We start from the raw sequence: 13,934 nt of genomic DNA, 5'->3' as shown, positions 1-13,934 counted from the left end.
TGCGGTCGAGGGGCATCGGCAACGGCCTGCGTGAGCTGGACCGGTTCCTGAACCTCCTTGTCGACGAAGCCGCTTGCCGGCGGCACTTACCAACCGCTCCCGGCCAACGAAATACCGCGAACAAGCTTCAAGAGTTCTGGAGTAATATCGGAGTGCCGAGCGACGGTCACGTGCGGCTTCGGGCGCTTGGGAGGTCGCGGGATTGCCTGTTCCATTGCGACGGTATCGCCCGACGGGCAGATGTGGGCAGCGCCGGGGTCATGACCTTGGGTTGGCCCGATGAGAATGGCCTCCTTCAGGTAGCTCCCTTGGGAAGCCCGATAATCGTCAAGCCAGCAGATCTCCAAAACGTTCGCGCCTTCTATGGCCAGTTAGCCGACGATTTTCACCTTGCTGCAGGCTCATGTCCAACTGAACTATGCTAGTCGAGAATCTGTCACATAAGCGATCGTGGTCCCCGGCCTATATTTATTTAGGGGCCGCCAGAAACGAATGTGACTAATTGCGCAAGTGCTTGTTGATGCGGCGGAGGTGCCGATGGCCAACAATCGCATTGTCGCCGTCGGTTTACTAACCAGTGCCGACCTCAAGCTGTTGGGAGAGCACTTTGACCGTTATTTCCCAGTCGAGCATGAAGATGTGTTCACAGAGCTCATATCCGAACTCGACAAGATCCAGGCCACGTCTTTCGGGAAGGGTGTTAGCATACAACAGAAATCGCCTGCCTGACGTCGCTCTCTCTGCAGTGCGGTGTCGCCAGGTGCCCGCATTCCCGTCGTTCAGCGCCATGGGTAAAGAGCCGAAAAAGCGGATATTCGCTCACGAAGGCAGCTAATGGCGACCTATGTCTCAATCCTAGCCGCGTTTGTTAAGCAGCCCCGACTAATCCCGCGCATATGTCTGGGTATCGATTCTGCGCCAGCGGCTTCCGAGCATAGACGCCTTGCGCGTTAAAAGAGCATCTCTGATGTGGCCGCGACTCCAAAATGAAAATCGCTGGATTTGTATCGCGAATCACGAAGGTGTAAATTATTTCGCGGAAATAGATCAGAGCGACGCCTGGCCGGGTGAATATCAATGATAAATTATAGAGATACTTTTAGAAAGCTAAACTGAGATGTATTTTCATAGATATTTGAGGCGTAACCCAGAATTGGGTCGATCCTAGAAATATATGTAGCCGCAGCATCCGAGAGACGAGTCGCGTAGGCTGCCACAACTCAACAGGAGGCGGCCTATGGTGAGCCAAGCCATTCGCGTGAACATCGTTAGTAGGAATGAAATCGTCCGCGAAGGTCTGAGGCGCATTCTTGCCGATCAGGATTTTTGCGTGGATCGCGCCGTATCCTGCATCGATGACCTCGAGGCGGAAAGTAGCGCAGCCGTTGTGATTATCGACGCCGACGACATCGACGACGGCCTGCGCACATGCGCCAATGTCCGTGAGCGCTGGCCCGAGCCGCGTATCGCAATCATGACCGATGGATACAGCATTGAGGACGTTTCACGCGCCTTCGCGACAGGATCTGTCGACGGATATCTCGTGAAGGAACTTTCCTGCGACCGGCTTGCCGGCGCCCTGCGCCTCACTGCGCTCGGCGAGAAAGTCCTGCCCTCGCAAATCGCTGGCTTGCTCGCGCGTGCGCCTGCGATCTCACGCTGCTGGGACGGTGCCACGAACGGGTCCAACCTCACTACTCGCGAGGTCGACATTCTGCGATGTCTCGCCGAGGGGGAGGCGAACAAAGTCATTTCGCGTCGCCTGAGCATCGCTGACGCGACGGTCAAGGTCCACATCAAGGCGATCTTGCGAAAGCTGCGTGTCCGCAACCGCACCCAGGCCGCGATCTGGGCGGTCGGCCGTGGCTTGGCGGGTGAAGCGCCGCCGCAACCAATATCGCTCGCCCTTGAGCAGTTGCCGCAGAAGCTTCTCGGCGAGCCTCCCCTCCAAGCCGCGCCGGCAGCGCTACTTGCCATGTAAGGTGCCACGGCTTCGATATGCCCCGATTGGACTATTCCCACTCTCAAGCTGGCCGAACCGCTTCGGGGCGATACCACGGTAAACTGGCAGGCTGGTTTGAGAGAGCGCCGGGCTTTGGAACACTTCAGGGGCTGAAGATCAGCACCAGGAAGACAAAGAACAGGGAGAGGTGTACTGCGCCCTCGAGCATCGTCGTACGCGTGCCGGAGAAGGTCAGCGTATTGAGTATGAGTGTCACGGCGAGCAGGACCATGTTCGCCGGAGACACACCCAGGATGACAGGCTGTCCGGTGACCAAACCGATGAAGAGAACGACGGGCACCGTCAGACCGAGCGTCGAGGTGGCAGCGCCGAGGCACAGGTTGATCGCCCGCGTTAACTGATTGGCGGCGACGGCCTTCAATGCCGAGATGCCCTCAGGTGTGAAAACGATCAGAGCAATCAGAATGCCGCCAAGGGCGGGCGGTGCGCCGAGGACGGCGATGCCATGGTCGAGCAGCTTTGCAAGATGCTTGGAAAGCAGCACGATCGGCAGGATGTTGATTACCAGTATGGCGATCCTCAGCCTGGTTGTACCCGGAGCACGTTCCTGACGCGGCAGCGGCGTGGCTACTGCGTCTTGTGCGTTTCCGCCGGCCGGAAGGAAGAACCCGCGGTGCCTGCCGGTCTGGAGCCAAAGGAAACCGCCATAGAGCGCGATCGTGAAGGCGGAGAAGCTCAAGGCCTGCGGCAGTGAAAGCGCTCCCACGGCGCTCGATATCGTGAAGTTGGGCAGCACGAGCGCGATCACGCTCAGCGGAATGATGACCGCAAGATAGGCGCTTGCGCCCTGTAGATTATAGGCTTGCTGATGGAACCGCAGCCCGCCGACAAGCAGGCAAAGGCCAACGACACCATTGAGGACGATCATCAGCACGGCGAACATCGTGTCGCGGCCGAGTGTTGGCACATGCTGCGCGCTCAGCATCACCGCGGCGATCAGCGCGACCTCGATGATGACGATGGAAAGAGTAAGAACCAGCGTTCCAAGCGGCTCGCCGAGCCGTTCCGCCACTTCCTCCGCTTCGTGAACCACGCCGAACGCCGCCCACAGGATCACGCCCAAAAGCCAGATGAAGAGAAGGGCGGTAATTGCGGGATGCGCGCCGATCAGCCGGACGGGATCGCCAGCATACATGGCCGCAACCGTTGCCCATGCCGCCGCCAGCCGAAGAAACGAGGATTTCATCAGCCTTTCAACGACCACCGTAAGTGAGAGTTGCCAATTGCTGCTGGGGTCTGATGGGTTCAGCCGGGTGGCGCCTGTTCGCGTTCCGCAGCGCGACGCGCCTCACGTTTCAAGTGCCGGGCGTAGCTGTGAGCATGCGTGTGATAACGTAGATAGCCGATGACCGCAGCGACGAAGGCCACAAGCAGGAACATCAGCAGATAGGCGGCGATCAATCTTGGTTCCATGGCGAACCTCTCCGGCCGCAGATCGCGGCCTGGTGTTAGATGGTGAGTGACATGTCGGCGCCTCTTGTCGCCCCAGCACGATCAAAGCGCCGGATATGCGCTCAGCATCACCCGGATCCGGAGCGGAGCCGGGCTTGCAGGATACTCAGACGCGCTTGTCGCGATTGACGACCGGGATGCCCTTTAGCGAGGGATTTGCCACAGGGGCGCTCTCCTCCTTCGCGTTCGAGCCTTTCGGCCAACGCTCTGACCCGGATTGGAGCAGCCACCTGATCTACACCCCGGTCGCTGAAGGCACCAGCTTAATCGTATTCAGCAGGGCCCCGGCTACGGATTGTTGCTGCGCTGGCGCCGACGCGTAGCGCTGCAACGGCATTTGCGCATTCGCGCTCACTGCCATAGCCAACGCTGTTCGCAATCGACCGGCCGTTGGGTGCGCAGAATCGCCAGCGCCAGTCTCCGCCCGAGAACAGGATCGAGGTAAGGCTCACGCGATCGGCGCGATAGATCTCGAAATAGGCTTCGGCGGCCGGTTCGTTGACACTCAGTAAACTGGCCGGTTCCGCAAATGCCGCGAGCGCGCCGGAAATGTCGTCAGGCAAGTTCGTTGCGATGCACCGAGGCTCGTCGAACCCATGATATGCAAAGCTGTTCGTCACATGATTCCTCCCATGAGCAAGCGGGAGCAAATCAGTTTCTCTCGGGCATCGCGTGCTTGCGGAGCGAAGGGCGATGATGATTCCGTCGTACACGCATTCGTGGCGACTGACCATCCCATGCTATAGCGTTGCTGCGGCAAATCGCCGTTTCGGGAGAGTAGCGATGACGATCCGAACGACACGCACAACCGTCACGTTCGGATCGTCGTTCCGGCTCAAGGGCGTTGGAGAAGAGCTCCCGCCCGGTCGCTACGATGTCGAGACCGACGAGGAGGTACTGGAGGGCCGCGACCATAATGCGTTCCGGCGCGTGGCGACCTTGTTGTTCGTACCAACGGCGTCCGGGATGCGCATGTGTACTGTGGATGGCGACGAACTCGATGCGGCGGTTGCAGCCGACGCGCGATAGCCAGCGGCACTTGTCGGCGGGCGCGGCAACGCCCACATGCGAGGGACTGGCGTGTCGTTCCGGCGTGCCCATTCGCATAGGCGGCGCTGGCTTCCGATTGTGAAGGCGACGTATGCGTCGCGGTCCAGCGACCCGAACGGCTCACTTTCATGACAGCAAGAGACATCAGGTTTGCGCGTGACGCACGCGAACGCATCATGCGCGGCGTCGACAGGCTTGCCGACGCGGTACGAGTGACGCTGGGACCCAAGGGCCGCAACGTCCTGATCGATCGCGGCTATGGCGCTCCGCACATCACCAAGGATGGCGTTACCGTCGCCAAGGAGATGCAGTTCAGCGACAAGTTCGAAAATCTGGGCGCGCAACTTCTGCTCGCGGTGGCATCGCGAACCCAGGACCATGCCGGCGACGGCACCACTACGGCGACCGTGCTGGCACAGGCGATCGCATGTGAGGGCATGAAGTCAGTGGCCGCTGGCGCAAGTCCGATCGACCTCAAGCGCGGCATCGACCTCGGGGTTGCACGAGTAATAGCGGACCTGATGGCACGGTCACGGGCGGTAGCCGGCGCCGACGAGATCGCCCAGGTCGGCACCGTCTCCGCCAATGGTGATGCCGAGATTGGCCGGATGATTGCAGCCGCGATGGACAAGGTCGGCAAGGAAGGCATCATCTCGATCGAGGACGCCCGCGGCACCGAGTTCGAGCTTGAGATCGTCGAGGGCATGCAGTTCGGGCAAGGCTATCTCAGCCCCTATTTCATCACCGATACGCACAAGATGGTCGTCGCGCTCGATGATCCCTTTTTCCTGCTTCACGAAAAGAAGCTGTCCAACCTTCATCCGCTGCTACCAGTGCTGGAAGCGGTAGCCCAGTCGGGCCGGCCATTGCTGATCATCGCCGAGGACATTGATGGGGAAGCATTGACCACGCTGGTCGTCAACAAGCTACGCGGCGGGCTCAAAGTAGCGGCCGTCAAGGCGCCCGGCTTCGGCGACCGCCGCAAGGCGATCCTCAAGGACATCGCCATCCTGACCGGCGGAATCATCATATCCCCGGACCTCGGCACCAAATTAGAGCATATCGCGCTCGAAGAGCTTGGTACTGCCCGGCGCGTGACGATCGATCGCAACGACACGACGATCATCGATGGCGCAGGCGACGCCGCGGCGATTGCCGGTCGGGTCGGCGCGATCAAGCAACAGATCGACCTGAGTTCGAGCGAATATGACCAGGAGAAGCTGCAGGAGCGGCTGTCCAGGCTTTCCGGCGGCGTTGCGATCATCCGCGTCGGTGCATCGACCGAGGTCGAGATGCGCGAACGCAAGGACCGGATCGATGACGCGCTGCATGCAACGCGCGCCGCGGTCGAGGAAGGAATCGTCCCCGGTGGCGGCATCGCGCTGCTCTATGCATCTCACGCGCTGGATGGCGTGCCCGGCGCCAATGAGGATCAAACCCGCGGCATCGATATCGTCCGCAAGGCCTTGTCGGCTCCGCTGCGTCAGATCGCCGAGAATGCCGGGTACGACGGCGGCGTCGTTGCTGCGCGCCTGCTCGATGGCAACGACCGTGACATGGGATTCAACGCGCAGACCGAAATCTATGAGAACCTGATCGAAGCGGGGGTGATCGATCCGACATTGGTCGCCCGCTCCGCGCTTCAGGATGCGGCGTCGGTCGCGGGGCTGCTGCTGATGACCGAAGCCGCGATCGTCGAGTTTTAGGCAAGCTCGCCGAGGCTGGCGGCTCCTGCAAAGGGCTAGCGTCGACGGGCGCTGCGCGGCGTACCGAACCCCGATCCCGGTGCTCGTTCGCGATAGATGATGCGCCACTTGTCGAGGTCGTAGGGCGTCATTTTCACCTGGACGCGATCACCGACGACCGAGCGGATACGGTTTCGCCGCATCCGACCCGCCGTATAGGCGACGATCTGATGGTCATTTTCTAGCAGGACGCGAAAGCGGCCATCGGGCAGGATCTCGTCGATCGTGCCGTCGAAGGTCATCAGTTCTTCCTTCGCCATCGCCTTCAGGCCCCCGGGTCCGCGAAGCCGCGATCCGGGTTCTCGCTGAATATGCGATCCTCCAACAGCGGCGGAGAGTGGAGCAGCTCCTGATCCCTGCGCACGCGCCGTTGCTCACGGCGTTCGGCGGTGATCGCCTCCTTTGCCCATGCCGCCGCCGCAAGCATCGCCACGCCCTTGACGTTCGCGAGCGCTGCATCGGCGGCAAGGGTGCGCTGACGTGCTTCCTGTGCGCGGCACATGGCGAGGGTCGGGTTCATGCGATATCCTTTCAAAGAGCACGCCAGGGAAGGCCCGGCAGCCGTATCATGTTGCACCACAATGGACGCAGCAGCTCGCAAAATAGCCCCGATCCCAATGGTTGCGTGCGGGATCAGGAACATGCGTTCCGAACAGGTGGTGCAGGAGGTCCGGCACACGCACCGGCTCGTCCACGCCGCGCGGCGGCGATCGCGTCTTTCAGGCTGCCGTAGCGAAACCCGTTCCAGTGGAAATAGTCGACTGGGATGCACTCAATGCCATAGCTCTCCATCATTGTGGCGGGATCATCGGGAACAGTTGGAGACGGCTGAGAGATGACGGGCGGCATGATGACTCTTCCTTGGTTGCGACGATGTGCCGGCTCTAGTTGATGCGCTGTTGCGTCCACGGTTCGCGGACGACCGTGCCGTTCAGGACGCGACGGCCGAAGGCACGGGCGACAGTTGCTGCGGCTTCACTATTCATGAATACGACGCGCGTACCTTCCGGCAGGAGCGGTTCGATCGCGCTGACAATGGCGTTATGCCTCGCCGCCATCGCGATGACCTCGGCGACGGTCGCGTTGACGTTCACAGCCCGTGACATGACACGTGTTCTCCTTGAACTGCTTTCAGGTCAGGCATCGCGATGCCGGCGGGGAACAGCGAAAGCACAGGCCGATTGCGAACCTGCGCAATTGGAGTGATTCTCAGGGCCGTATGGGGAGGAAGATGCATGCGCAGCTCCACAGAAAGAGCGGGAGCGCACGTATCTCTCAGCCGCTCCGTGCTCGGAAAGAAGCGGAGCGATAGACGTCATATGGGTATGCGTCGCATGCATTGCCAGTGCGCGTCGCTAGCATGTCCCGTGTACACGGCACGATCTACGATCCGATCGTCCGCTTTCTCGGCAGCGCCATCCGAGAGCTGCTAGTCCGCTGTCGGCCCAAAACCCGTCTCGCGGTAGCGCATCGCGAATGGCGTCAGTACGAAACCTGCCATTGACCCGATCCCATAGGAACGACGTTCCTCTGCGCGCCGGTGATTTCCCGGTGCTTACGCGGAGAGAATGGTGTCAACTGACAAGGTGACCACACGAATGGTCGATATGGCGAGGCCGCAGCGCAAGGATGTGTTTCTGTGGGATAGCGAATTAGCTGGTTTCGGTGTCCGAGTGACGCCCGGCGGTACGAAATCCTATATTTTCCAGTATCGGCTTGGCGGCAGAGGGTCGGCTTCCAGGCGCTACACGATCGGCCGGCATCGATCGCCGTGGACAGCACAAACGGCACGGACAAAGGCGGGGCGGCTGGCTAAGCAGGTTGCCAAGGGGAGGGACCCGGTCGCAAAGCGTCGCGAGCGCCGGCGGAAGGAGGCCGAACTCCGTTTCGATGCTTACGTCGATACCTTCACGGAACGGTACCTCAAGCATCGTTGGAAAGACTGGGAACGCATTCGCGCCATGCTGGACAATTACGCCATTCCGGTCATCGGCAGCACGAAGCTCTCCGATATCAAACGAGCGGACTTGGCGGCGATCTACCGGCGCCTCGACAACACACCCTCGGTCGCCCGAGCGATGCACGCGACGCTTCGGAAAATGTTCAATTGGGCGATGAGCCAAGACGATCTCAAACACTCTCCGGCGAAGGGTGCAGAGGCTCCGGCGCCGCCAAAGCCGCGCACCAGATACCTCTCTGACTCTGAATTGGCCTGCGCCTGGACGAAGAGCTTCCGGCTACCGGGAAACTACGGCGCTTTGTTCCGGATAATGATGCTGACCGGCCAGAGGCGGGGCGAGGCCGTGGGCCTGGACTGGTCGGAACTCAGCCGGTCACGAAAGGAGTGGGTCCTCCCGGCGGAAAGGGCGAAGAATGGTTACATGCATGTTGTTCCGCTCAGCGAGTCGGCGATAGCTTTGCTCGACGGTGCAGTGGGTGGGGCGACATGGCCATCGTCCGGCTTGGTGTTTCCCTCGACGTGCGGGACACCGCTCAGCGGGTTCTCCAAGATCAAGCTGCTATGGGACCGCGAGATCGCCAACGCGTTGCGATCACGAGGCGAGGGAACTGCGGTTGCGCCTTGGCGGCTCCATGACCTGCGGCGCACGGTTGCAACTGGCATGCAGGCCAGAAAAGTGCCGAGAGAGGTTGTGGAAGCCGTTCTCAACCACGTCTCTGCGCTCAGAGGAACCATTGCCGGCGTCTATCAGTGCTACGAATATCGCGACGAGAAGCGTGCGGCGCTTAGGAAGTGGGGGCGGCACATCGCGACGATCACTGCGGCGTGACAAATTCGCAGTGATCGATGCGAGCGGGCTCTCGCACTAACTTTTGAGGTCGTGAGATGTAGCGCGCACTTTGTCGGATGCGCCGTGCTTACCCGGTGCTTACGTGGCGCCGAAAATCTTCGGAAACCTTCTGAGGATATATCGATAAGTCGTTGGAAAAATGGTGGACGCACTAGGGCTCGAACCTAGGACCCGCTGATTAAGAGTCAGCTGCTCTACCAACTGAGCTATGCGTCCATCCGGGCGATCAGGAGCGCTGTTGGAAGGGCGCTGCCTCGGTCGGGAGCGGGGCCACTAGCATCGGGTTTTCTGGTTGGCAACACCCGTTTTCGCAAAAAATCACTGCCAGCTGCGCGTGTTGCGATTCAGCCGGTTTTCGCGGTCGAGCGACATCAGGATTCCGACGCAGATCAGCGTCGTCATCTGCGCCGATCCGCCGAAGCTGATCAGCGGCAAGGGGATCCCCACCACGGGCGCCAGGCCGATCACCATCGCCATGTTGATGAAGACATAGAAGAAGAGGGTGGTCGAAATGCCCGCCGCGGTCAGCTTGGCGAAGCGGCTCTGGCTACGGACCCCGACCATGATCCCCCACCGGATCAGCAAGCCGAAGGCGATGATGACGAACAGGCCGCCCATCAGCCCCCATTCCTCCATCATCGTCGCCAGCGCGAAATCGGTATGTCCCTCCGGCAGATAGTCGAGGTGGCTCTGCGTGCCGTTCAGGAAACCTTTGCCGAACCAGCCGCCCGATCCGATCGCGATTTTCGACTGGCTGATATGGTAGCCGGTGCCGAGCGGATCATTCTCGGGGTTGAGGAAGGTGAGCACGCGGTTGCGCTGATAATCGTGCAGGACATAGTTGACGATGATCGGCACCGAGACCGCGAGTGCCAGCGTGCCGCCGATGAACAGGCGGAGCGGAACGCCGGCCAGGAACATGACCGTGAGGCCGCCTGCCGTGATCATCAATGCCGTGCCGAGATCGGGCTGAAGCATCACCAGCGCAGCCGGCAAGCCGATCATTACTGCTGCAGGCCATATCGCCCCGAAACGGCGAATGTCGCTTCCCGGGAGCAGGTCGTAGAATTTTGCGCAGGCGAGGACGATCGCAACCTTCATCATCTCGGAGGGCTGGATGCGGATGAAGCCGAGATCGAGCCATCGCTGGCTTCCGCCTGCGACCGCGCCGAGCAGTTCGACGCCGATCAGCATGACGAGGAAGATGGCGTAGAGCGGGAAGGCGATCATCGACCAGTGGTCGCCCCGCACGCGCGACAGTGCCAGCGCCATGACGAGGAAGACGCCGAAGCGGATGCCCTGTGGCATCGCCCATTTGGGGTCGCCGCCTGCCGCGGAGAACAGCACGATCACCCCGAACCCGCCGATCGCGCAGACGAGCAGAATGATCAGCCAGGGAAGCTGCGCCAGCGGGGCAGGGACGAAACCGGGGCGGCTCATTCGGTGGGTCCCTGAGGCGAGGCGGTGGGAGCGGATGCCGGGCTAGCGGGCGCTTGCGGTGTGGCGCGAGCGGTCGGTGCGGCTGTCGGCGTTGCGGACGGGGTGGCACCGGGTGTAGGTATGGCGGCGGGAAGGCCCTGCGCAGCGCGATAGGCCTTGTCCTTTGCGGCCATGCGGGCGCGGATGTCTCCACCCCATTCGGTCTCGAACCGGGCGAGCGTATCCAGGGCCTGCTGCCGGTCGAACAGATAGGTGAGCACGTCCTTCGCCACCGGCGCCGCGGCGCGGGCCCCCCCCATGCCATGCTCGATCACCACCGATGCGGCGTAGCGTGGATTGTCGACCGGGGCGAAGCACACGAACAGGCCGTGGTCGCGATACTTCCACTCCCCGCCCTGGCCGCGGTTGCGATCCATGATCCGTCGCACCTGCGCCGTGCCGGTCTTGCCGCCCATCCGGATGCCGTCGAGGCGCAGTTTCGATGCGCCGGCGGTACCGTGACCGTTCACCACCTCGTCCATTCCGGAACGGACGATGGCCAGATGCTCCTCGGGGAAGGCAAGGTGCGCAGGCGCGTCGCGCTTCGTCGCGAGCAGCGACGGGATCAGCTCGCGGCCCGACGCGATACGCGCTCCGGAGAGAGCCAGCTGGAACGGGCTGATGAGCACATAACCCTGGCCGATCGCGGCGTTAAGCGTGTCCGCCTGGGTCCATTCCTGCTTGTAGCGGCGCATCTTCCACGCGCTGTCGGGAATGGTGCCATAGCGTTGCGAGGGCAGGGGCAGGTCGAATTCGGCGCCAAAGCCCAGCTTGCGCGCGGCTGCGGCGATGGCCTCGATCCCGATCTCGCGGCCCATGGTGTAGAAATAGGTGTTACAGCTGCGCGCGATCGCGGTGTGCATCGTCATCGGGCCGTGGCGGCCGAGACAGCCGAACCGGCGGTTTCCCAGCTGGTAGCCGCCATTGCAGTAGACCACCCGCTTGGGATCGATACCGGCGCCGAGAATCGCGAGCGCGGTTGCCGGCTTGAAGGTCGATCCGGGCGGGTAGAGGCCCTGGAGCGTCTTGTTCATCAGCGGAAGATGGTCGTCCTCCGACAGCATCTTCCACTCGGTGCGACTGATCCCGTCCGAAAAGGCATTGGGATCATAGGCCGGCATCGACACCATCGCGAGAATGTCACCATTGGTGACGTCGAACACGGTGACGGAGCCGGATTCATTGCCCAGGCGTCGCGCGGTATATTCCTGAAGCCCCGCGTCGATCGTGAGCCGCACCGTCTTGCCCGGCTCGTCGGGGCGTGTGGCGAGCTCGCGGACCAGCCTGCCGCGCGCAGTGACCTCGACCCGCTTGGCGCCTGCTTTGCCGCGCAGTTCGCCTTCCAGCACCTTTTCAAGCCCGTCCTTGCCCAGCTTGAAGCCCGGCGTGACGAGCAGCGGATCCTTGCTCGCCTTGAACTGCTCGGCGGTCGCTGCGCCGACATAGCCGACCAGATGTGCGACCGCCGCACCGGCGGGATAGTTGCGTGCAAAACCGCGGGTTGGGGCCACGCCGGGAAGCTCGGGCAGCCGTACGCTGACCGCGGCGAAGCGCTCCCAGTCGAGATTCTCGGCAACCTGAACCGGCTGGAAGCCGGCGGCCCCCTTCAGATCCTCCTCGATCCGCGTAAGATCCTCGGCGGTGAGCGCCAGCAGGTTCTGCAGCGCTGCAAGCACACGGCCGCGGCTGTCCTTCTCCATGCGGTCCGGGATGATATCGACGCGGAAATCGGTCCGGTTGTTGGCGATCGGTACGCCCGCGCGATCGACGATCCAGCCGCGCCGCGGCGGGATCAGAGTCAGATTGACGCGATTGCTTTCGGCAAGCAGCCTGTATTTGTCATTCTCATAGACCGACAGCCAGGTCATCCGCGCAGCCAGGATCAGCCCACCCGTCACCTGGGCAGCGCCCAGAAACAATGCGCGGCGCGAGAAGCTGTAGCTTTGCTGCACCTCGCTGATCAGGCGTACCGGGCCGTTCACTGTACGCTCCGCTTGCCATCAAGCCGCGCGACGAGGCGCGAAAGGACCGGGAACAGTGCGATCGAGACCAGGATCTGGATCAGTAGCACCGTATCGACATGGGCGCCGAGCGGCGCCGCCACGAGGCGGCCGCCGATCAGGCACAGGCTGATCGCGCCCGCGGCCAGCAGCCAGTCCTGGAGGAAATCCCGCCACACGATGCGCGTATCTAGCACATCGATCGCGATGAACGACACCGTCCAGAACAGCATCGAACTGCCCATCGGCTGTCCGCTGATCAGATCATCGGCAAATCCCAGCAGCACTGGCGCCCAGGGTTTGAGCAGGTCGGGACGATGAAGTCGCCAGGCGAGCAGCATCATCAGCCCGAGCGGCGGAAGGATCGGAAAGGACGCCTTGAACGGCACGAGCACCGTCAACGATCCGATGATGATCGAAAGCGGGGCGAGCCAGCGGGCACGGGTCGAGATATCGACCTTGCCCAGGCCGGCATAGGGCGATCCGCTCACCGTGGTGCGGCCTCGGGTGCACGAACCGCACCGGCCTCGGGGAAATAGGCCTGCTGGACGACCGCATAATCGAGCGTGTCGGGGCTGGCGAAGATCACGCCTTCGGCGGTGTCGCGCGCCCGGGCACGTACGCGTGCAACCGGGGTATTGGGCGGGAAGATGCCGCCGGTGCCCGAGGTGACGAACGCGTCGCCCTGGTCGAAGAGGATCTGCGCCGCGCCCGCCGAGCGGATTTCGATCAGCCCGTCGCCACGTCCGGCGGCGATGGCAGGCAGGCCGTCGCGCACGCGGCGGACGGGGACGACACTTTCGGGATCGAGGATCAGCAGTACGCGCGCCGTGTTGGGGCTTACTTCGACTACACGGCCGATCAGTCCGTCGGCACTGCTGACCGGCTGTCCGGCGCGGACCCCCTGCCACGACCCGGCGTTGAGCGTCGCGAAGCGACGGGTGCTGGAGCCCGTCGAATAGACCAGCCGCGCGGTGACGACCGGCGCGGCGATCCGGTCACGCAGCTTGAGCAGCGCGCGCAGCCGCTTGTTGTCATAAGCGGCGATGCGCGCTTCCTCGACCAGCTTGCGGTTCGCTTCGACTTCGGCGCGCAAAGCCGCATTCTCGCTGCGCACCCCGAAATAGCTGCCGATCCCCGCCGGAATCCCGGAGAGGCCGCGACGCGTCCAGTCGAGCCCCGAAGCCACCGGCGTAACCAGCTCGGAGAAGGTCCCCCGCACCGCAGCGAAGGCGGGCGGGTGAAAGGTGGAGAGCAGCAGAAGGACCACGCCGACCAGCGCGCCGCCGGCAGCGATGACGTAGCTGATGAAGAGGCCGTATTGCGCCCGCCGCGAAAATCCGGGGCGCCGGTTGCGTGGCGGCGCCATCTCCCC

At 62.5% G+C, this 13,934-nt stretch carries 15 protein-coding genes and 1 tRNA gene; 5 read left to right on the top strand and 11 right to left on the bottom strand.

What is annotated here, in order from left to right; all coding sequences use genetic code 11:
- Positions 1-537 precede the first annotated feature (537 nt).
- Positions 538-729, top strand: a complete 192-nt coding sequence (locus AC07TU_RS12800; protein ID WP_495188274.1) for a hypothetical protein — start codon at positions 538-540, stop codon at positions 727-729.
- A 508-nt stretch (positions 730-1,237) separates the two neighbouring features.
- Entirely contained in the window at positions 1,238-1,981 is a 744-nt protein-coding gene (locus AC07TU_RS12795; RefSeq protein WP_495188273.1) for a LuxR C-terminal-related transcriptional regulator, read from the top strand.
- 124 nt (positions 1,982-2,105) lie between these two features.
- Here AC07TU_RS12795 and AC07TU_RS12790 read toward each other — a convergent pair whose 3' ends face one another.
- The 3 genes from AC07TU_RS12790 to AC07TU_RS12780 form a co-directional block, all read right to left on the bottom strand.
- Entirely contained in the window at positions 2,106-3,209 is a 1,104-nt protein-coding gene (locus AC07TU_RS12790) for a calcium:cation antiporter (RefSeq protein ID WP_495188272.1), read from the bottom strand.
- A gap of 59 nt (positions 3,210-3,268) precedes the next feature.
- Positions 3,269-3,424, bottom strand: coding sequence for a hypothetical protein (locus tag AC07TU_RS12785; protein WP_495188271.1), 156 nt, complete (start codon positions 3,422-3,424; stop codon positions 3,269-3,271).
- Positions 3,425-3,738: 314 nt separating this feature from the next.
- Positions 3,739-4,038: a YegP family protein gene (locus AC07TU_RS12780; RefSeq protein ID WP_495188270.1), complete on the bottom strand. Its 300-nt coding sequence runs from the start codon at positions 4,036-4,038 to the stop codon at positions 3,739-3,741.
- Positions 4,039-4,258: 220 nt separating this feature from the next.
- Between AC07TU_RS12780 and AC07TU_RS12775 the strand changes: the two genes are divergently transcribed.
- Together AC07TU_RS12775 and groL are read left to right on the top strand one after the other, a co-directional pair.
- Complete coding sequence (locus AC07TU_RS12775; protein WP_495188269.1) at positions 4,259-4,504, top strand: hypothetical protein; 246 nt, start codon at positions 4,259-4,261, stop codon at positions 4,502-4,504.
- A gap of 149 nt (positions 4,505-4,653) precedes the next feature.
- Positions 4,654-6,231, top strand: coding sequence for a chaperonin GroEL (gene groL / locus AC07TU_RS12770; protein ID WP_495188268.1), 1,578 nt, complete (start codon positions 4,654-4,656; stop codon positions 6,229-6,231).
- Between the two features lie 35 nt (positions 6,232-6,266).
- Here groL and infA read toward each other — a convergent pair whose 3' ends face one another.
- The 3 genes from infA to AC07TU_RS12755 form a co-directional block, all read right to left on the bottom strand.
- Complete coding sequence (gene infA / locus AC07TU_RS12765) at positions 6,267-6,530, bottom strand: translation initiation factor IF-1 (protein ID WP_495188267.1); 264 nt, start codon at positions 6,528-6,530, stop codon at positions 6,267-6,269.
- A 5-nt stretch (positions 6,531-6,535) separates the two neighbouring features.
- Positions 6,536-6,790 carry a hypothetical protein gene (locus AC07TU_RS12760; RefSeq protein WP_495188266.1) on the bottom strand — a complete coding sequence of 85 codons (255 nt, stop codon included), beginning with the start codon at positions 6,788-6,790 and terminating at the stop codon, positions 6,536-6,538.
- Between the two features lie 364 nt (positions 6,791-7,154).
- Positions 7,155-7,376, bottom strand: a complete 222-nt coding sequence (locus AC07TU_RS12755) for a hypothetical protein (protein WP_495188265.1) — start codon at positions 7,374-7,376, stop codon at positions 7,155-7,157.
- Between the two features lie 492 nt (positions 7,377-7,868).
- Here AC07TU_RS12755 and AC07TU_RS12750 point away from each other — a divergent pair, with 492 nt between their 5' ends.
- A complete protein-coding gene (locus AC07TU_RS12750; protein ID WP_495188264.1) occupies positions 7,869-9,059 on the top strand; it encodes a tyrosine-type recombinase/integrase in 1,191 nt (396 codons plus the stop codon).
- A 161-nt stretch (positions 9,060-9,220) separates the two neighbouring features.
- Here the strand turns inward: AC07TU_RS12750 and AC07TU_RS12745 are convergent.
- From AC07TU_RS12745 to mreC, 5 genes are all read right to left on the bottom strand, one after another.
- Positions 9,221-9,296, bottom strand: a tRNA-Lys gene (locus tag AC07TU_RS12745).
- A 102-nt stretch (positions 9,297-9,398) separates the two neighbouring features.
- Positions 9,399-10,520: a rod shape-determining protein RodA gene (rodA, locus tag AC07TU_RS12740; protein WP_495188263.1), complete on the bottom strand. Its 1,122-nt coding sequence runs from the start codon at positions 10,518-10,520 to the stop codon at positions 9,399-9,401.
- Positions 10,517-12,541 (bottom strand): penicillin-binding protein 2, encoded by a 2,025-nt coding sequence (gene mrdA / locus AC07TU_RS12735; protein WP_495188262.1) that lies wholly within the window; start codon positions 12,539-12,541, stop codon positions 10,517-10,519. The genes rodA and mrdA overlap by 4 nt, the downstream gene beginning before the upstream one ends.
- On the bottom strand, positions 12,538-13,050 hold the full coding sequence (locus tag AC07TU_RS12730) for a rod shape-determining protein MreD (RefSeq protein ID WP_495188261.1): 513 nt from the start codon (positions 13,048-13,050) through the stop codon (positions 12,538-12,540). Before AC07TU_RS12730 ends, mrdA begins: the two co-directional genes overlap by 4 nt.
- Complete coding sequence (gene mreC, locus AC07TU_RS12725) at positions 13,047-13,928, bottom strand: rod shape-determining protein MreC (protein ID WP_495188260.1); 882 nt, start codon at positions 13,926-13,928, stop codon at positions 13,047-13,049. Before mreC ends, AC07TU_RS12730 begins: the two co-directional genes overlap by 4 nt.
- Positions 13,929-13,934 lie beyond the last annotated feature (6 nt).

Source organism: Sphingomonas sp. GW821-FHT03E12 (assembly GCF_059420685.1).
Note: the sequence above shows the minus strand (reverse complement) of the source record. Positions and strands in the feature narration are given on the sequence as shown.

Bases quoted from the DNA above. Each gene is read 5' to 3' on its own strand.
- AC07TU_RS12775 (WP_495188269.1), top strand. From the start codon at position 4,259: ATGACGATCCGAACGACACGCACAACCGTCACGTTCGGATCGTCGTTC.
- AC07TU_RS12750 (WP_495188264.1), top strand. From the start codon at position 7,869: ATGGTCGATATGGCGAGGCCGCAGCGCAAGGATGTGTTTCTGTGGGAT.
- AC07TU_RS12795 (WP_495188273.1), top strand. From the start codon at position 1,238: ATGGTGAGCCAAGCCATTCGCGTGAACATCGTTAGTAGGAATGAAATC.
- AC07TU_RS12790 (WP_495188272.1), bottom strand. From the start codon at position 3,209: ATGAAATCCTCGTTTCTTCGGCTGGCGGCGGCATGGGCAACGGTTGCG.
- AC07TU_RS12760 (WP_495188266.1), bottom strand. From the start codon at position 6,790: ATGAACCCGACCCTCGCCATGTGCCGCGCACAGGAAGCACGTCAGCGC.
- groL (WP_495188268.1), top strand. From the start codon at position 4,654: ATGACAGCAAGAGACATCAGGTTTGCGCGTGACGCACGCGAACGCATC.
- mreC (WP_495188260.1), bottom strand. From the start codon at position 13,928: ATGGCGCCGCCACGCAACCGGCGCCCCGGATTTTCGCGGCGGGCGCAA.
- AC07TU_RS12800 (WP_495188274.1), top strand. From the start codon at position 538: ATGGCCAACAATCGCATTGTCGCCGTCGGTTTACTAACCAGTGCCGAC.
- infA (WP_495188267.1), bottom strand. From the start codon at position 6,530: ATGGCGAAGGAAGAACTGATGACCTTCGACGGCACGATCGACGAGATC.
- AC07TU_RS12755 (WP_495188265.1), bottom strand. From the start codon at position 7,376: ATGTCACGGGCTGTGAACGTCAACGCGACCGTCGCCGAGGTCATCGCG.
- rodA (WP_495188263.1), bottom strand. From the start codon at position 10,520: ATGAGCCGCCCCGGTTTCGTCCCTGCCCCGCTGGCGCAGCTTCCCTGG.